The 19,283-nt window shown below is 39.3% G+C and carries 10 protein-coding genes; all 10 read left to right on the top strand.

What is annotated here, in order from left to right:
* The first annotated feature begins 2 nt into the window (after positions 1 to 2).
* The 10 genes from FIU21_RS01085 (at position 3) to FIU21_RS01040 (ending at position 19,044) form a co-directional block, all read left to right on the top strand.
* Positions 3 to 1,316 (top strand): DEAD/DEAH box helicase, encoded by a 1,314-nt coding sequence (locus tag FIU21_RS01085; RefSeq protein ID WP_004359412.1) that lies wholly within the window; start codon positions 3 to 5, stop codon positions 1,314 to 1,316.
* A 209-nt stretch (positions 1,317 to 1,525) separates the two neighbouring features.
* Positions 1,526 to 2,596 (top strand): 3-phosphoserine/phosphohydroxythreonine transaminase, encoded by a 1,071-nt coding sequence (gene serC / locus FIU21_RS01080; protein ID WP_004359411.1) that lies wholly within the window; start codon positions 1,526 to 1,528, stop codon positions 2,594 to 2,596.
* A 90-nt stretch (positions 2,597 to 2,686) separates the two neighbouring features.
* A complete protein-coding gene (locus FIU21_RS01075; RefSeq protein ID WP_004359410.1) occupies positions 2,687 to 3,604 on the top strand; it encodes an NAD(P)-dependent oxidoreductase in 918 nt (305 codons plus the stop codon).
* Positions 3,605 to 3,692: 88 nt separating this feature from the next.
* The gene (locus tag FIU21_RS01070) at positions 3,693 to 4,940 is read left to right on the top strand and encodes a DUF1015 domain-containing protein (RefSeq protein WP_172891276.1); all 1,248 of its coding nucleotides are present in this window, start codon (positions 3,693 to 3,695) and stop codon (positions 4,938 to 4,940) included.
* Positions 4,941 to 4,961: 21 nt separating this feature from the next.
* The gene (locus FIU21_RS01065) at positions 4,962 to 5,555 is read left to right on the top strand and encodes an IMPACT family protein (protein WP_004359407.1); all 594 of its coding nucleotides are present in this window, start codon (positions 4,962 to 4,964) and stop codon (positions 5,553 to 5,555) included.
* Positions 5,556 to 5,717: 162 nt separating this feature from the next.
* Entirely contained in the window at positions 5,718 to 7,175 is a 1,458-nt protein-coding gene (locus tag FIU21_RS01060) for an IS4 family transposase (protein WP_172891275.1), read from the top strand.
* Between the two features lie 158 nt (positions 7,176 to 7,333).
* Positions 7,334 to 8,146: a DNA-deoxyinosine glycosylase gene (locus FIU21_RS01055; RefSeq protein WP_172891274.1), complete on the top strand. Its 813-nt coding sequence runs from the start codon at positions 7,334 to 7,336 to the stop codon at positions 8,144 to 8,146.
* Between the two features lie 640 nt (positions 8,147 to 8,786).
* Positions 8,787 to 13,913 (top strand): translocation/assembly module TamB domain-containing protein, encoded by a 5,127-nt coding sequence (locus tag FIU21_RS01050; RefSeq protein ID WP_231291381.1) that lies wholly within the window; start codon positions 8,787 to 8,789, stop codon positions 13,911 to 13,913.
* Entirely contained in the window at positions 13,897 to 16,320 is a 2,424-nt protein-coding gene (gene tamL, locus FIU21_RS01045; RefSeq protein ID WP_036887004.1) for a translocation and assembly module lipoprotein TamL, read from the top strand. The genes FIU21_RS01050 and tamL overlap by 17 nt, the downstream gene beginning before the upstream one ends.
* A gap of 843 nt (positions 16,321 to 17,163) precedes the next feature.
* Positions 17,164 to 19,044, top strand: a complete 1,881-nt coding sequence (locus FIU21_RS01040) for an IS1634 family transposase (protein WP_172891273.1) — start codon at positions 17,164 to 17,166, stop codon at positions 19,042 to 19,044.
* Positions 19,045 to 19,283 lie beyond the last annotated feature (239 nt).

Below are 19,283 nucleotides of genomic sequence, written 5' to 3'. Positions count from 1 at the left end.
AGATGAACAATAATATTCTTAATAAACTTGGCATCACGCTCAATGCAATGCAGGAGGCTACGGCTGATGCAGTATTGCATACGGGTAAAGATGTTGTAGTGATGTCACCGACAGGTTCAGGTAAGACTTATGCTTACCTCCTACCATTAATTCAGCGCTTAGATGCTTCGTCAGATGCACTGCAGGCTGTAGTGTTGGTACCTGGACGTGAATTGGCATTGCAGTCAGCTAATGTTCTTAAGGATATGGGTAGTGGCTTACGCTCTATGCCTTTATATGGTGGACGTCCAACAATGGAAGAGCATCGTGTATTGAGAGATGTAAAACCTCAGATAGTCTTTGCAACTCCAGGACGTTTAAACGATCATCTTGATAAGGCTAATATTAATGCAGAAACGATAAAGTGGCTTGTCATTGATGAGTTTGACAAGTGTCTTGAATTTGGTTTTCAAGATGAAATGATGAGTATTCTCTGTAAGTTACCAAATATTGAAAGACGAATCCTACTTTCAGCAACAGAGTCTGAAACTATTCCTAATTTTGTATCAATGGGTAGGACCGTTCATTTGGATTATCGTACAGAAGATGAGAATATTCCTAATCGCATACATCTCTACACAGTTACAAGTCCCGAAAAGGATAAACTTGAGGTATTGAAGAAACTTCTCCTTTCTTTAGGTGACAAAAGTAGTATTGTATTCTTGAATTATCGTGACTCCGTAGAACGCACTGCTTTATTCTTAAAGGAGAATGGTTTTACAATTAGTTGGTTTCATGGTGGCTTAGACCAGCGTGAGCGTGAAGCATCTCTTTATCGTTTCTCAAATGGTTCTGCACCAATACTTGTTAGTACCGACTTGGCTTCACGTGGATTGGATATACCAGATGTTGATAATATCATACATTATCATTTCCCAGAGACAGAAGATAGCTATGTTCATAGAGTAGGGCGTACAGCACGTTGGGACAAGGAAGGAAGAACCTTCTTTATCCTTGGTCCAGAAGAACATTTGCCAGAGTATGTTACCAATGAGCATGAAGAATATAAGATTCCAGAGACTTTACCAAAACCTGCTCAGCCTCGTATGGCAACAATATATATAGGTAAAGGAAAGAAAGATAAAATCTCAAAAATAGATATTGTAGGCTTTCTTTGTAAGAAAGGAGGATTAAAGTCTTCTGAAATTGGAAAGATTGATGTGAAAGATCGTTTTACTTATGTAGCAGTTTCACGCACAAAGATTAAAGAAATAATTTCATTGACTAAAGGTGAAAAAATAAAGGGTATTCGTACCGTTGTGGAAGAGGTAAGGTGACACATTATACAATGTGTCACCTTTTTCTTTAACATCCCTCTCCACGTGTATAAAACACATACTATCTTGCAAATAAAAAAAATGATATTTTATTTGGAAGTATAAAAATAAAAGCGTATCTTCGCATCGTAGACCATCAAAACCTATTACAATATTTAATACTGATAATAACTACAAAACATAAGTCAAACTTAAACTAAACAATCGAGATGAAAAAGTACAATTTTGGTGCAGGTCCATGTATCCTTCCACGTGAAGTAATCGAAAAGACAGCAAATGCCATTTTAGATTTTAATGGAATTGGTCTCTCAATTGCAGAAATCAGCCATCGTTCAAAGGATTTTCAGCCAGTAATGGACGAAGCTATGGCTTTAGTAAAGGAAGTGTTAAATGTTCCAGAGGGCTATTCAGTGCTTTTCTTGGGTGGTGGTGCATCACTTGAGTTCTGCATGATTCCTTTCAACTTCTTGATAAAGAAGGCTGGTTATTTGAATACTGGTGTTTGGGCAAAGAAGGCCATGAAGGAGGCTAAGTTGTTTGGAGATGTTGTTGAAGTTGCTTCATCTGCAGATGAAAACTATACATATCTTCCAAAGAACTTCGATGTTCCTACAGACTTGGATTATTTGCACATCACTACCAATAACACAATTTATGGTACTGAATATCACAAAGATTTAGATGTACCAGTTCGTTTGATTGGTGATATGTCTTCAGATATCTTTAGCCGTCCAGTTGATGTTTCTAAGTACGACTGCATCTATGGTGGTGCACAGAAGAATCTTTCTATGGCGGGTGTGACATTCATTATTATTAAGGATGAAGTTCTTGGCCGTGTACAACGTGAAATCCCAACAATGTTGGATTATCGTACACATATCAAGAAGGGTTCTATGTTCAATACTCCTCCTGTAGTGCCAATCTATACAGCTTTAGAGAACCTTCGTTGGATTAAAGCAAATGGTGGTGTAGAAGCAATGGAGAAACTTGCTAAGGAGCGTGCTGATATTGTTTACGGTGAAATCGATCGCAATAAGTTGTTCCGTGGTACAGTTAAATGTGAGGAAGATCGCTCTTACATGAACATCTGCTTCGTTCTCAACGATGAGTATGCAGAATTGCAAGATGAGTTCTTTAAGTTCGCTACAGAAAGAGGAATGGTTGGTATCAAGGGTCACCGCGATGTTGGTGGTTTCCGTGCAAGCTGCTACAACGCAATGACAGTTGAAGGCTGCAAGGCCCTTGTTGAAACAATGAAGGAGTTTGAAGCTAAACACTAAATATATAAAGATTAGACTTAGCAGTGGTGTACATGCCACCTGCTGAGTCTAAACGATAACTTTACTATATCTAACCAAAACATTAAGGCTATGAAAGTTTTAATTGCAACTGAAAAACCCTTTGCACCATCTGCAGTGCAAGGTATTACAACAGAACTTAAGAATGCTGGACATGAGGTTGTTCTGCTTGAAAAATATACAGAGAAAGCTGAATTGCTTGAAGCAGTAAAAGATGCTGATGCAATGATTGTACGCTCTGATAAAGTTACACCAGAAGTACTTGACGCAGCTAAGCGGTTGAAGATAGTTGTTCGTGCAGGTGCTGGTTATGACTCTATTGATACAGCCTATGCAAAGGAGAAGAATGTTGTTGTAGAAAATACTCCGGGACAGAACTCTAATGCTGTTGCTGAACTTGTATTTGGTTTGTTGGTATATGCTGTACGTAGTTTCTATAATGGCAAGGCAGGCACCGAATTGATGGGCAAGAAAATTGGTATTCTTGCTTTCGGTAATGTTGGTCGTAATGTAGCTCGTATCGCCAAAGGCTTTGGTATGGAAGTGTACGCATACGATGCATTCTGCCCTGCAGAGGCTATTGAAGCAGCGGGTGTTCATGCTTGTAAGACACAAGATGAATTATTCCAGACTTGTGACGTTTTGTCACTCCATATCCCTGCAACTCCACAGACCGTTAAGAGTATTGATTATCGTTTAGTTAACCTTCTCCCAAAGAAGGGTATCCTCATTAATACTGCCCGCAAGGAAGTTATCAATGAGGAGGAACTTCTGAAGTTGATGGCTGAGCGTGAAGACTTGAAGTTTGTGACTGATATTATGCCTGATGCTGATGCTGAATTCAAGAAATTTGAAGGACGTTATTTCTCTACTCCTAAGAAGATGGGTGCACAGACAGCTGAAGCTAATAATAATGCTGGTATTGCTGCAGCAAAGCAGATTAACGCTTTCTTTGCTACAGGTGATACTAAATTCCAAGTAAATAAATAACTTTCTAATACATAAGGGTTGATTGTCTTAATCTACTAAGTGAGGTTGGGACTTTCAATCCTTTTATTTTTATTTAAAAACTAACACTATGGCAGTAATAAAACCTTTTAAAGGTATCCGCCCTCCAAAGGACTTGGTTGAGTCTGTTGCAAGTCGTCCATACGATGTTTTGGATTCTGAAGAAGCTCGTGCAGAAGCTGGTGACAACGAGAAGAGTTTATATCATATCATCAAACCAGAAATCAACTTTGAAGTTGGCACAAGTGAATATGATCCAAGAGCTTATAATAGTGCTGTTGAACAATTCCAGAAGTTCCAAGATGAAGGTTGGTTAGTCCAAGACAATAAGGAGCATTACTATATCTATGCACAAACTATGAATGGCAAGACTCAATATGGTCTTGTTGTTGGAGCATATGTTGATGATTATCTGACAGGTAATATCAAGAAGCATGAGCTAACACGTAGAGATAAGGAAGAAGATCGTATGAAACATGTCCGCATTTGTAATGCTAATGTTGAACCAGTGTTCTTTGCTTATCCTGATAATCAAGTACTTGATACCTTGTTGGCTCGATATGCTGCTACAAAACCAGAATATGACTTTGTAGCTCCTGATGATGGTTTCAGACATCAGTTCTGGGTTATTACAGATGAAGCTGACATTAAGACTATAACTGAAGAGTTTAAGAAGATGCCAAGTCTTTATATTGCTGATGGACACCATCGTTCTGCTGCAGCTGCTTTAGTAGGTGCTGAGAAGGCTAAGAACAACAAAAATCATAAGGGTGACGAGGAGTATAACTACTTTATGGCAGTATGCTTCCAGGCAAGTCAATTAACGATTCTTGACTATAACCGTGTCATCAAGGATTTAAATGGCATGGAAGTTGCTGAGTTCTTAAAAGCTTTGGAGAAGAACTTTACTGTTGAGCTGAAAGGACAAGATGAATATCGCCCAACAAAGTTGCATGAATTCTCTATGTACCTTGACGGCAATTGGTATAGCTTGGTTGCTAAACCTGGTACATACGATGATAATGACCCTATTGGTGTTCTTGATGTTGACATCTCAAGTCGATTAATTTTGGACGAACTAATGGGCATTAAAGACCTCCGTTCAGACAAACGTATTGATTTCGTTGGTGGTCTGCGTGGTCTTGGAGAACTGAAGCGTCGTGTTGACAGTGGTGAAATGCGTTGGGCATTGGCACTCTATCCTGTATCAATGCAGCAGATTATGGATATCGCTGATAGTGGAAAGATTATGCCACCTAAGGCTACATGGTTTGAACCAAAACTTCGTTCTGGTCTTGTCATCCATAAGCTGGATTGATACAAGATTAACATAAATTGAATGGATAGCGATAAATATAAGACAATAAAAGAGAAAGCGATTAGCGAGGGATATTACTCTGAAAAGCGGAGTAAGTTCCTCGCTTTTGCGCATCATGTTGATTCTGTCGAAGAGGCGTTAGAGATAGTAAAAGAATATCGAAAGAAGTATTATGATGCTCGCCATTGCTGCTATGCTTATAGAGTAGGTTTTGATGGTACTGAATTCCGAGCAAATGATGATGGTGAACCGTCTTCAACAGCAGGTAAGCCAATTCTTGGACAGATTGATAGTTATGGACTAACAAATACACTCATTTGTGTTATCCGTTATTATGGAGGTATAAACCTCGGTACTGGTGGTTTGATTGTTGCCTACCGTGAGGCTGCAGCAGATGCATTATCAAATAGCGAGATAGAAGAAAAATTCATTGAAGAAGAAGTGAAATATACATTTACTTATCCGATGATGAATGATGTTATGCGAATCATTAAGGAAATGAATCCTCGCATTGTTAATCAAGTATTTGACAATACTTGTGAAGTTGTTCTTTCTATCAGAAAAGGGCAGGCAGAAGAACTACGCACTCGACTGAAGAAATTGTCTTTTGATTGATACGCAATTTAGGAAAGATAAAAATATAGGACACAAAATCTATTATTAACTAAAGTTTCCCACCCTCAAAAAGTTGGCTTAAAATAACAGTTTCTCAATAATTATTGGTAACTTTGTAGTGCTTTATTACATTGATTATCAACAAATTAAAGAGTAACTGTTATGGATGCAAAATTAGACAATTTAAGCGAGATATCCAAGCTTTTAAGTGTTAAAAGTAAGATGAGTAGCGATATTCTCTCACTTTTCTCAAAATTTGGTTTTGGACGTCTGCTCTGTAGGCTTTCTTTGGAGAAACACGATGGTATCTCTGCTGTTCAACAGATTCTTTCCCTTTGTCTTTTCCGTATTAATGGTGAGACGATACACTCCATATACAAGAAGAATTTCTACCATCTTCTCACCACTGGAAAGAACTGCTATTATCGTATGATGGTCAGGCAGGCAATGAATTGGCGTCGTTTGCTTAGCTATACTGTTCTTCGTTTTGAATGCATTCTCCGTAAGAATGGCATTCAGACAGAGAGCGAGAACTCCTGTGTTATATTTGACGATACAACCTTGGAAAAGACTGGTAGGAAGTTTGAGCATATTACCAAGGTTTTCGACCATGTACGAATGAACTATGTCTTAGGCTACAAGCTTCTTTTGTGCCTGTTCTTCGATGGTAAGTCCTCTCTGCCGTTCGACTTCTCCATCCATGAGGAATTAGGAAAGAAAGGGGACGGCGGACTTGGCAAGAAGGCACTCCGCAGCAGATTCTCCAAGAGACGCATGAAAGAGAGCCCAGCGTATGAGCGGAATCAAGAATGCGGTATGAGCAAGATGGACTCCGCCATAAGGATGCTCCAGCGCATGTGGAAGAGAGGTATTCATCCCCATTATGCCTTGGCGGATAGTTGGTTTGCCTGTGAGAAGTTCATTGAGGAAATCAGGAGAGTAGGCAACGGAGCTATACACTACATTGGTCTTGCAAAGATGGGAAAGACAAAGTACTTTGTGGAGAATAAGCGACACAATGCTGCTGAGCTCGTAGCAATGTATGCAAGACGTACCAAATGCTGCCGGAAGTACAAGTGTCAGTACATTGAGTTGAGGGGCTGTCTGGGGAATATACCAGTCAGGATATACCTGATTAAATATGGGCGTCGACAGACTTGGAACATCATGCTTAGTACGGATCTATCGATGAGCTTTGTGCGTGCCTTCGAGTTATACCAGATACGATGGAACATTGAAGTGGTCAACAAGGAGACAAAAGGACATCTCGGACTCGGCTCATACATGGGGAGAGACTTTGATGGTCAGATTGCTGATGCAACGCTCTGCTACATTACATATATCGTGATGTCGTTAGAAAAACGGATGTCAGAGTATGAGACCATGGGTGAATTGTTTGCTGACATGGAAGATGATGTCATGGCACTTACGTTATGGCATCGTGTGCTGAATTGCATAGAGAGATTGCTTGCTGCTCTTTGTGACGTTCTTGGGTTCTCTGTTAGTGAGATAGGGCAGTTAATAGTCACCGACTCAGCAATGCGGAACAACTTTGAGATTATGGTCCAAGCATTGGAAGACAGGCAACAAGAAAAGCTCACAACCGTAAACATATTTTAGACAAGTGTTAACGGCTCACGTTCATGGGTATTCGCAAAGCAGTTTGGTTGAAATACCCATGAAATAGAGGGGTGGGAAACTTTAGTTATTAATACTACAAAAAGTTAGATAACAGAAATATTATACAATGACATAATTGAATAAAAAAACAGACTGATATGACTTTACATGAAGCTATTATTTACGTATTAGAGGGCTATGGTTCTGCGATGAGCTCTGCTGAAATAGCCCAGAAAATATTTGAAAAGAAATTATATCTACAACAGGAAGGTTCTATGGCTCCAGCCAAACAGATAAGAACTCGTGCAAGAAAATATCCACAGTTTTTTATTATTGAAGACGGTAAAATACGCCTTAAAACATCTTTAGACTTCACTGATAGTCAAAAGAATAAAACGTCAATTAATCTTTGTCAGTTTACCTCCTCGCCATTTCCCAAAAGCAAATGTAAAGAAAATTTGCCATCAGTTTCTCAAGATATGTCTTCTAATTTTAAACAGGGACTTGTTCCATGGGTAAATGAGAAAACCAAGGTACTCATCTTAGGTACTATGCCTGGAGATATTTCTATCCAGCAGCAGTCCTACTATCTTAATCCACGCAATACGTTTTGGAAGATTATCAATAATCTTTTCAATTCAACAAATAGATTAGAAAAGAGCCGTTCATTTCTTAACAATATCGGTATAGGGCTGTGGGATGTTTATAAGGAAGGTTTAAGAAAAGGTAGTCTTGATAGAGGCTTCATCGGCAATCCTTCTACTAATGAGATAAAAGACCTACTGAATCAATATCAATCCATTAAATACCTTGTCTTTAATGGTCAAAAAGCATATAAGGCTTTCCTAAAGGCAATTGGCAAAGTTAATATACCATGTTATGTCTTTCCATCAACGTCTTCTGCCTATAGTCGAATGACATTCGAAGAGAAGTTGAAAGTATGGACTAAACTAAAGGAGTTGCTGAAATGAAATTCTAACAAGTTGACATCAGTCTTTCATTCATCTATTTTTTCGGACGTCAAGCTACGTAGTGTTTGTAAACTATTTTCACGCAATTCAAAACGCAAAACATGCCCTTTTAGCTTCTAAAAGATGCCTAATTGGCTTGTAAAAGGTGCCCTATTGAGATCTTACTAACGCCCTTTTGAAGTCTAATTAAGCACCTTTTAAAACACATCTTTATAACCAGCTGATTTACTGTTTGTTGTAGACTTTCTTTTTGGTAGCATTTTTATCATTACTTATATGTGTTTATTATAGTTTTTTGTAAATATAATATCATCCCTTTATCTGTATTTTCGGGGTATAATAATGAATCGGCTTTTTAGTATAGGAAGATATAGGGAAAAACTAATTAACAATATTGGCTATTTGTTTGTTTTATATCTAATTTCCGTTTTTCTATTAAAGCAATACGAAAGGCGATTAGACAATAATCAGGAGAACCTTATTTTATCCCATTCTCTTTTTGCTTTTTTACCTTTTTAAACTCTTCTATTCCATTTTTTTTGTGTTACTTTGCAGGTAATTATATGAGTTTACTAACGTATTAATCCTACTTATTAAGGATATTTTCTCGAGAAAGTTGTTAATGACTAACATTTTAAATATGAATAGGAGCTTGAAATGGCTGGTTGCAATTGTAGCAACACCTGTCATTCTGTTTCTTATCCTCGTAGCTTTACTATATTGTCCACCCGTTCAAAATTGGGCTGTAAAGCATGTGGCGGCCTATGTTTCAGACAAGACTGGAATGGAGGTAAGCATCGAACGGGTCAATCTTTCTTTTCCATTAGACCTTCAGTTAGATGGTCTAAAGATGCTTCGCCCGAATGATTCTATCCCTAATAAGAAAGATACGGTGGCAGATGTACATCGCTTGGTGGCTAATGTAGATCTATTGCCATTGCTTAAAAGTAGGGTAGAAGTAAACGAATTAACATTTACAAAACTCAAAGCAAATACCGTCAACTTTATTGGTGACCTACGTATTCGTGGTGATTTGCAACGCTTGCATATTGTTAGCCATGCAGTTAACCTTGTTGGTGATTCTGTTCGTGTTAACAAAGCAGATATAGAAGGGGGATGGGTAGATATTGCTTTGGGAGATACTGTACCCGAAGATCCAAACAAACAGAAGCCACTTTGGCGTATCAATATAGATAAACTTAATCTTACAAAAACGGATTTTCGCCTCCATATGCCTGGCGACACAATGAGTGTTCATGCTAACTTTAAGAAAGCAGTAGCTAACGGAGCTGAACTTCTATTACATGACAACATATACAAGGTTGCAAACGTAGATTGGCAAGGCGGTGATTTTAGTTATGATCAAAACTATGTACGCCATGCAAAGACAGGTTTTGATGCATCACATATAGCCATGCAAGATGTTAATTTAGGTATAGATTCCTTCCTATATGCTGCTCCAAAGATTCGATTACGTGTTCGTACAGCTAATATGAAGGAAAAGAGTGGACTGATAGTAAAGGATTTCCGTGGACCATTTTCTATGGATTCTACAAGTATCAATCTACCTGATTTGTATTTCCGACTACCTAACACTGAGCTTTCTGGACGGTTTATGATGGACATGAATGCCTTTGCTGATAAGAATCCTGGGCAGATATCTACTCAGTTAGATGGTTTTCTACGTCTGGGAGATTTGCACCCGTTCCTAACCTCCGTACCAAAGAATATTTATCAGGCAATTCCTAATCAAAATATCATCATAAAGGGTCAACTGGATGGAAATCTTCGTTCAGCAGCTTTTAAACAGCTTCGTTTAGCTATGCCAGGCTATTTTGACCTTACAGGAACAGGATGGATAGCTGATATGATGTCTGGAGCTGGTCATCTTCGCAGTGACTTAAAACTTAAAGGAACAGCAAGTAATCTTGGTTTTGTTTCTAAATTATTACCACGTGATGTGCGCAAGACAATAGCTTTCCCACATGGAGTAGGTATAAATGGTGATATTCATGTGCGTAAAACGCTGTACACAGGTAACATACAGTTGACACAAGGTGACGGACGTATTCGATTGAATGGTGCTTATAATACAGCAACAGAACTATATCGTCTTACAGCAGATGCAACTTCGTTCCCAGTTCATCGTTTCTTACCCCATATGGGTTTATCAGCTTTCTCCGGAACAATAAAGATGCAAGGACGAGGCACAGACTTCTTAAATCCAAAATCATCAACCAATCTCAGCCTTCGTATTCGTAGTTTCAAATATGGTAACTACGTATTGGATGGCTTGAATGGAGACATTTCAAAACATGGAGAGCAACTTTCGGCTCATGTAAAGAGTACGAACCGAATGATAGGTGGCGACTTCACTTATAAAGGCAGAGTTAATACAAAACTTGTGGATGGTCATCTACGTGGTTGGTTACGTCGTGTTGACTTGTACGCCATGGGCGTAATGAATCAAAGATATGTAGTTTCTACATGGGCTGATGTTGATGTACACTCTGATATGAAGAACATTCATCATGTCAGTGGTCCACTTCGTTCGTTCCGCTTTCTGCAAGAAGGACGAAAGAAAAGCAGACTTTTAGCAGCTGGAAACTTTGATGTGCGAGCTGATGTACGCCCTGGTAGCCTTGACACTCACATAAAAGGAAATCTATCAGAAGCTGATTTGCAGGCTTTCGGATTTATAGATAAGCATTATATAACATCTGCTAATACAGACATTACACTTCGTTCAGATATGAAGAAGTACTATGCTGTAAGTGGAAATGTGGGTAATTTATTACTAAGCGAACAACGTAAGGGAGAGCGTTTACCATTAGCTGAAGGTAATTTCAATCTTGATGCAACCATGCGTGGTGATCAAATTGATGGTTCAATAAATGGAGTTTTCCCACGTGTAGACCTTTACCAATTAGGAATTGTAGACAAAGCGATGACAAGTAGTTTCTCTGCTAACACCTCGTTTGCAATGTCTGGCAAAGATAATTTGAATGTTCGTGGTTTGATTGGCAATCTTCGTGTTACCGAAAAAGACCGTACCTATACTCCAGGTGATGTGAATGTCGACCTTATGAGTCGTCGTGATACAGTGCATGCAGTCCTGAATGGTGGAGACTTCCATCTCAGTACAGCTTTTAATAGTAGTGTCAACCAATTGACAGAAAGTGGAAAGCTAATCTATAAGACTGTACGTGAGCAATTGACTAATCGACGTATAGATCAGTCTGCTATACTCCGTCAGTTACCAACAGGACACTTTACGCTCCGCAGTGGACGTGATAACTTGTTCTCTAACTTGTTAGCACAAGATGGATATGCCTTTAGTCAGGCTGATATTAACCTGACATCATCACCAACAAAGGGACTTGATGGAAGAATTAGTATTGATTCTTTGGTATATAATGATATTCTTCTCGACAGTATTAGGGCTGACCTTAACAGTATTGATGGACAGTTGAACTATATGCTATCTGTAATAAATAACCCTAATAATACATATCCTTATCATGGATCTTTGCAGGGTGCACTCTATGAACATGGTTTGAAGACACATGCAACCATCCTTGATAATAAGGGTAAGACTGGTTTCGACTTAGCGATGAAGGCTGCTATGAAGGGTAGGGGAATAGAACTTTCAATTACTTCTCCTCAATCTATCTTAGGTTATAAGTCATTTACAGTCAATGACTCCAACTATATCTACATCGGACGTGACCGTCGTCTATCTGCCAACCTTCGTCTGGTGGCAGCTGACGGAACGGGTATGCTCGTGTCAACAGAAGATAATGATTCTACTTCATTACAAAACGTTACACTCTCAATGAACCACTTTGAGTTAGGTAGTTTGTTTGAAGTCTTACCATTTGCGCCGAAGTTGTCGGGTATGTTGGACGGTGACTATCACCTTGTTCAGACAGAAAAGGAACTCACGATATCAAGCGATATGACTATTAAGAAACTTGTTTATGAGAATAGTCCTATGGGAGATGTGGGCACACAGTTTGTTTATATGCCTAAGGGAGATGGTACTCACTATGTTGATGGTATAATAACGCAAAACGGAAAGGAAGTCGGTTCGCTTTCGGGTACCTATAATAATGAGGGGGCTGGAGAACTTGATGCAACCTTGGAGATGAACCGTTTCCCACTGAATTACGTCAATGGCTTCGTTCCTGACCAAATTGTAGGACTCGATGGAGTAGGAGAAGGAACCCTAACGGTAAAGGGTCCACTTAAGAACTTGGACTTCAATGGTGAGATTTATCTTGATTCAACTTATTTGGTGAGTGCACCTTACGGCATAAGGATGCGCTTTGCGGATGATCCTGTTCAAATACACAATAGCCATATTCAGTTTGAGAACTTCGAACTCTTTGCAAGTAATGGTTCACCACTCGACATATCGGGCTACTTAGACTTCTCTAATCTTAATAAGATGCAGCTTGATGCACAACTGAGGGCTAAGAATTTCCAAATTATCAATGCGAAGAAGAATTCCCGATCAGAAGTTTATGGAAAGGCATTCGTTGACTTTACAGGACGAATAAACGGTCTTTTAAATAACTTACAGTTAGTTGGAAAGCTTGATGTCTTAGGTAGTACAGATGTTACATACGTAGTACGCGATGGTACATTATCTACTGATGACGATTTGAAAGACCTCGTTCAGTTCACCAACTTCAATGATTCGACGATTAATGTTGTCAAACGTCCAGATATTACTGGCTTTACAATGGGGCTTGGTGTAGATATTGATGAGCAGGCACATGTATTATGTGCGTTGAATGCTGATCAGTCTAATTATGTCGATTTTGTAGGTGGCGGCAATCTACTTCTTAATTATGACCCGACCAATGGTGTGCAGGTTCGAGGTAGATATACGTTGAGTGATGGTAAGATGAAATACTCTCTGCCAGTTATTCCACTCCGTACTTTCAACATTAAAGACGGAAGTTATCTTGAATTTACGGGTGATCCGATGAAACCAACACTGAAAATTACCGCAACGGAAGAAGTCAGAACAAGTGTTTCGAGTGGTTCGGGGGAAGGTAAGATTGTTGATTTTGAGTGTGGTGTAAGCCTTACCAAGCAGTTCCCTAAACCTGGTGTGGAATTTATTATAACTGCTCCAGACGACCAAGAGATGCAGAATATCCTTAATACGAAGAGTGTTGAGGAACGCTCAAAGCTTGCCGTTACAATGTTAGCATCAGGTATGTACTTCGATGGTGATAACTCAGCAAGTGCTAATACTGCCATGAGTGGTGCATTAGCGGGCTTCCTACAGACACAAGTCAACTCTATTACGGGTAAAGCCCTTAACTCTATGGGACTCGACTTGACTGCCAATATGGAAAGTGCTGCCGATGTGAATGGTAACTTACACACCGACTATACCTTCAAGTTCTCAAAACGTCTGTGGAATAATCGCCTACGTATCATTATGGGTGGACGAGTTTCAACAGGTTCACAGTTCTCTGAAGATAATGGTGCTTACTTCGATAACTTCTCGCTTGAATATCGTCTAAACCAAAAAGAAACCAAGTATTTAAAACTCTATTATGAGCGTGAGGCATACGATTGGTTAGAAGGTAACTTGAGTGAGTTTGGTGCTGGCTTCATGTGGCGTCGTAAGTTACGTCATTTCAAGGATATCTTCCGCTCTAAAGAAGATAATCCTATGGTAGCACCAAAGACTGAGAAGCCCAAACGAGATACATTAATAAACTTTGTAAATGAGAAAAAGAAATAAATATATAAGAACAACAGGTAGAAAAGGCGTTATAGAACTATTTGCTTTTATGGCATTCTTATTCATACTTGCTGCCTGTAGTACGACTTCAGCAATCCCTGATGGTGAACAGCTATATACAGGTATGGAGCCGACAAAATACAGTAATTACAAAGAAAATCAACACTTCAATGATGTGAAAGAAGAGTTGGATCTTGTGTTAGCAACTAAGCCTAATGCCGCTTGGTTGGGTAGTCCCAGTGTGCGTTCTCCTTTCCCTATCGGGTTATGGATATGGAATGCTTTCTCACAAGATACAACCGGACTCAGTCGTTGGTTAGTACGTGCATTTGGCTCTTCACCGGTATTAATGAGTTCAACAACACCTGATTTGCGCGTAACGGTTGGTGAAAATCTCTTATGCAAACGTGGTTATTTCAAAGGAAAGATAAGCTATGAGAAGCTTACACAGAGTAATCCAAAGAAGATGCGACTACAGTATGCTGTTGATATGGGACGTCTGTGGTTGCTCGATAGCGTGCAATACACCAACTTTCCACCTTCAGCAGATAGTTTGATAAGAACCAATCTTGATAAAGCAATTATCCGCAAGGGAGATGCTTTTGATGTAGCAACACTTGAACGAGAACGCAAGCGAATAACTGATTTGTTCCGTAATAATGGTTATTATTATTATCAGAATAACGATGCGAGTTATCTTGCTGACACAACGAAGGCTTATGGCTTAGCTTCTGTTCGTCTGCAGATGGCGGATTCAGTAAGTGATAAAGCATTGAGAAAATGGACAATAGGAACCATTAACATCAACCTACAGCGTCAGTTCATAGATTCTCTTACTCAGCACAAGCGTTTCCGTGATGTCATTGTGAATTACAACGGTTCGCACATGCCACTCCGTCTACGCGCCATAGCTAATGATTTAAAGATATGGCCGGGTACTGTGTATAATAACGAACTATTTGAAAAAAGCCAGCAACAGCTGAATGGTAGCGGACTATTCTCTGCTACGAACTTTACTTTCACTCCACGTGATAGCACTGATTCATGTAATATCTTAGACATGACCATTAATTGCACCTTTGATAAGCCTTATGACTTCTATATTGAGGCTAATGGAAAGGGGAAAACAAGTGGCAGATATGGTCCAGAGGCTATTATTGGTCTGACAAAACGTAATGCATTCCGTGGTGGTGAGAAACTTAACTTACGCGTACATGGTTCTTACGAATGGTCGGCAAGTAGTGATGATGACGACCGTGATCACCTTGGACTGAATAATTATGAGTATGGTGCTGAAGCCAGTTTACAGTTTCCTCGCCTTGTCAATCCTTTCATTACTCCACCACGAAAGCGTTGGGAACGCGAAGAGAGAAAGAGTGCAGAAGCTGCAGAGAAGGGACTTGTTTATATTCCAAAAGGTCCTCGCACTTATTATACGACACCATCAACTACGCTTAAAGCTTCTGTAGATGTGTTGAACCGTTCTAAGTATTTCAAGCGTCATGTTGTGTCAGGCGAGTTAACATACCAGTGGCAGCCAAACGAGCGTAATAGCTATTCGTTCTCTCCTTTGACACTAACTTATGAGTATATGCATAACGTGACTGACCGTTATCTTGAATTGATAGATAGTGTTCCATATCTTGAAGTATCATTGGCAGACCAGTTCATTCCTAAGATGATGTTCCAATACACCTTTATGAGTCCAGCTCGTTATAAGAGTCCGATTAAAATATGGACAACGGTTAGTGAAGCTTCTAACATCTTGTCTGCAGGTTACGCTGCCTTTGGCAGACGTTGGAGTGAAAAAGAAAAGAAACTTTTTAAAAATCCATACGCACAATTTTTCAAAGTTGATGCCAATCTTACAAAAGTATGGAACATAGGAGAGAAGAGTAGTGTTGCTGCCCACGTCAATTTGGGTACGCTATGGGCTTATGGTAATAGTCGTTTTGCACCTTATACTGAACAATTCTATGTGGGTGGAGCTAATAGTATCCGTGCGTTTAATGCCCGACAAATAGGTCCAGGACGTTATCGCTCAACGCAGCGTCGACGTTCATACGTAGAGCAAACAGGTGATATTAAACTGCAATTCAATCTTGAATATCGTCCTCACCTTATGGGTTCACTCTACGGAGCAGTTTTCCTCGATGCTGGTAATGTGTGGACAATGCACTACGACGATGGTCGTCCAGAAGGACATTTCAAGATAAAGAATGTATTAAATGAAATGGCACTCGGTACGGGAGTTGGTCTACGCTACGATATTGGCTACTTTATGATTCGTCTTGATTGGGGACTTGGCTTACACGTGCCTTATGAAACTGGTAAAACAGGCTTCTATAACATATCAAAATTTAAGGATGCACAAGCCTTCCACTTAGCGATTGGTTTGCCATTTTAATCTTTTTGATTTTCAACTATTCAGCCCTGCTAATCTGATTAGTAGGGCTGAATAGTTTTATTTGTGTCTTATTATACTTAAACCCAAATCGGTCATTAGAGCCTAAACAGATTTTGTTTTATTGTCGAGCAGATTGCCTGTCTTTGTAACGCAGGCGTAGCGGGCTACGTCAAGTTGCAAAGACAGGCAAGATGCCGACAAGAAAATAAAAGATGTTAGGAAACAACACAAAAATAAGAATTCCTGAAACATTGTGGTCTAATGACCGATTGGGGTTTAAGATGATAACTATAATATGCTCTAACATCAAATCTTACTTACGTGTTTATGCCAGACACATATAGTGCTAATGCCTAACACATGTGGTGTTGATGCCTAACACATGTAGTATTAATGGTAAGTACACATTTTCTTTAATATCAAACACATTGAATATTACCTTTTGGTAGAAAGCAGTTAAGCGTTAGAAAAGTACTTTTAAACGACTATAAGCAAACAAAAAGACTTTACAAAAATATCAAAGTTGAGAATGTTTTTTAATAAAAAAACACTTCTTTCTTATGCGTTTGTAACTTACAGCAATACAGATAGTTATAAACTTGTATTTTATAAGGTGCTTAGTAAGGGCTCAAAAGGGCGTTAGTTAGAGGTCAAAAGGGCATCTATTGAAAGCCAATTAGCCCAAGTTTAACCGGCAAAATTATTTTTCATAAATTTTCGGGATGTTTTGTGTAGTATCAATTTGATAAATGATTGATAATCAAGTATAGGGTATTGTAACGAGGAGTAAAATCTGATTTGTAGGACACAGCCATATCAAAAATATTTTGTTACTTTGCACTCATGCACGCAAATGTACAGACACGATTCAACCCTGCCACAGGCGACATGGCTCCTTATTATCGCATCAAGGAGTCATATCGTGACGTGCAGGGTCATGTACATTCGCTAATTCTGTTGAATATCGGGTTCGAACCTTCACTTACTGCTGTACAGGTCCGAAAAATTGCATACGCTCTTACCGAACGCTTCAAAAATAGAAGTACACCCTCGCTTTTCAAAGAACGCCTTGAGGGACTTACTCCTATTGAACAGGCAAAGGCTGACGAATGGTGGAGCCGTATGGAGAAAGAAGGTGGAATCGATCGGTTTAATAAGGAAGAGCAGAAGTCGCTGAGAAAATATGAGAACTATATTGACCTTGAGACGGCAAACTATACTGACGCAAGGAATGTTGGTGCAGAGTGGCTCTGCAAGCAGACAATAGACAAGCTGCAATTAGAGGGTTTTCTGCGCAAAAACGGGTGGACGGAAAATGCGATACACACGGCTTTGTCAGCATTGATTGTTCGCAAGGTATATGCAGTTTCTGAACGTTCATCTTATTATTATTTGCGCGATAACTCGGCTGCTGCTGAACTTTATAGTGGAGCTCTTAGCTGGACACCAGGAATCAATTCTCTGTATAAAATCACTGACAAATTATATGAACTAAAGGAACAGTTAGAGCGTCATTTGTGCAGCGTTACTGACGATCTCTTTAATATAGACAACAAGTTGATGCTCTTCGACTTAACCAACTTCTATTTCGAGGGTAGTAAGCGTAATAGCGATAAAGCCAAGTTCGGTCGTTCAAAAGAAAAACGCTCTGACTGTAAGCTACTTGTACTTGCATTATGTATCAATAAAGAAGGTTTTATACGTTATTCTTCTATCTTAGAGGGTAATACAGCAGATCCCAAGTCTCTACCCAATATGATTGATACACTGGCAAAGAGGAATCCATCACGAACCAAGGATACGCTCGTTATCATGGATCCAGGTGTTGCCACGGAAGAGAACTTGGAGTTAATAAAGAAAAAGGGTTACAATTATCTCTGCGTATCCCGTACGCAAATGAAGGACTATACGCTCAGTGATGATAATAAGAGCGTTACGGTAATGGATGCCCGTCGGCAAAAGATAACGCTGAAAGAGGTTAAGACAGAGGATGATAAGGATTATTATCTCGAAATAACATCTCCTTCGAAAGCTATGACAGAGTCGTCCATGAACAGGGTTTGGAAAGAGCGTTTTGAGATGGAACTGCAGAGGATAAACGATGGAATCTCCAAGAAAGGTGGAACAAAGACCTATGAAAAGGTTGTTGAACGTACAGGACGTGCCATACAGAAGTACCCTTCTATAGCGAAATTCTACCAGATAAGCTACATAAAAAATGAGAAGAAGCCCAAGGAGATGCTACGTGTAGACTGGGAGATAAAAGACCTCTCGGCAATGGAATCTGGTCACGGAGTCTATTTCCTCCGCAGCAATGTCAGGACACTTTCTGAGCGTGTGACATGGGAATACTACAATCTCATTCGTGAGATAGAATGTACGAACAGACAACTAAAGAATGAACTCAACCTCCGTCCTATCTATCATCAGAAAGATGAGCGAAGCGACGCACACCTCTTCTTCGGTTTATTAGCCTACTGGGTGGTAAACACTATCCGTTGTCAATTAAAACGAGAAGGAGAATCCTGTTACTGGACCGAGATAGTACGACGTATGAGTACCCAAAAGCTCGTCACCACAAAAGGGAAGAATCCATTAGGTGAAACCATCGAGATGCGCCAATGTAGTAGTCCTTCGAAGCAAGCAAAACAGATATACGATAAGTTGAACTTAAAACACTTACCATTCAAAAAGAATAAAATTTGTAGGACACAGAGCCCATAAGAAAAACGAGAAAAGTACGGTGACAGTAACAATTAGGCGAAAGTGGGTGTTAAACTTGGGTTAGGCATCTTTTAGAAGCTAAAAGAGTATGTATTAGAATTACAACTATGAAAAATATCTGACAAATAGTAAAATGGAAACAAACTTTTATACAAAAAAAGCTCCTATGTTAGGAGCTTTTTAAAATGAGTTATCTTGTATATTTTGTTATGCTATTATACAACTCAATATTTGTTATT

This window comes from Prevotella melaninogenica (assembly GCF_013267595.1).
GTDB lineage: Bacteria > Bacteroidota > Bacteroidia > Bacteroidales > Bacteroidaceae > Prevotella > Prevotella melaninogenica_D.
This window is presented reverse-complemented; position numbering and strand designations above follow the sequence as displayed.

Coding starts and splice junctions, on each gene's coding strand:
- FIU21_RS01085 (WP_004359412.1), top strand. CDS start 3: ATGAACAATAATATTCTTAATAAACTTGGCATCACGCTCAATGCAATG.
- serC (WP_004359411.1), top strand. CDS start 1,526: ATGAAAAAGTACAATTTTGGTGCAGGTCCATGTATCCTTCCACGTGAA.
- FIU21_RS01075 (WP_004359410.1), top strand. CDS start 2,687: ATGAAAGTTTTAATTGCAACTGAAAAACCCTTTGCACCATCTGCAGTG.
- FIU21_RS01070 (WP_172891276.1), top strand. CDS start 3,693: ATGGCAGTAATAAAACCTTTTAAAGGTATCCGCCCTCCAAAGGACTTG.
- FIU21_RS01065 (WP_004359407.1), top strand. CDS start 4,962: ATGGATAGCGATAAATATAAGACAATAAAAGAGAAAGCGATTAGCGAG.
- FIU21_RS01060 (WP_172891275.1), top strand. CDS start 5,718: ATGGATGCAAAATTAGACAATTTAAGCGAGATATCCAAGCTTTTAAGT.
- FIU21_RS01055 (WP_172891274.1), top strand. CDS start 7,334: ATGACTTTACATGAAGCTATTATTTACGTATTAGAGGGCTATGGTTCT.
- FIU21_RS01050 (WP_231291381.1), top strand. CDS start 8,787: ATGAATAGGAGCTTGAAATGGCTGGTTGCAATTGTAGCAACACCTGTC.
- tamL (WP_036887004.1), top strand. CDS start 13,897: ATGAGAAAAAGAAATAAATATATAAGAACAACAGGTAGAAAAGGCGTT.
- FIU21_RS01040 (WP_172891273.1), top strand. CDS start 17,164: ATGCACGCAAATGTACAGACACGATTCAACCCTGCCACAGGCGACATG.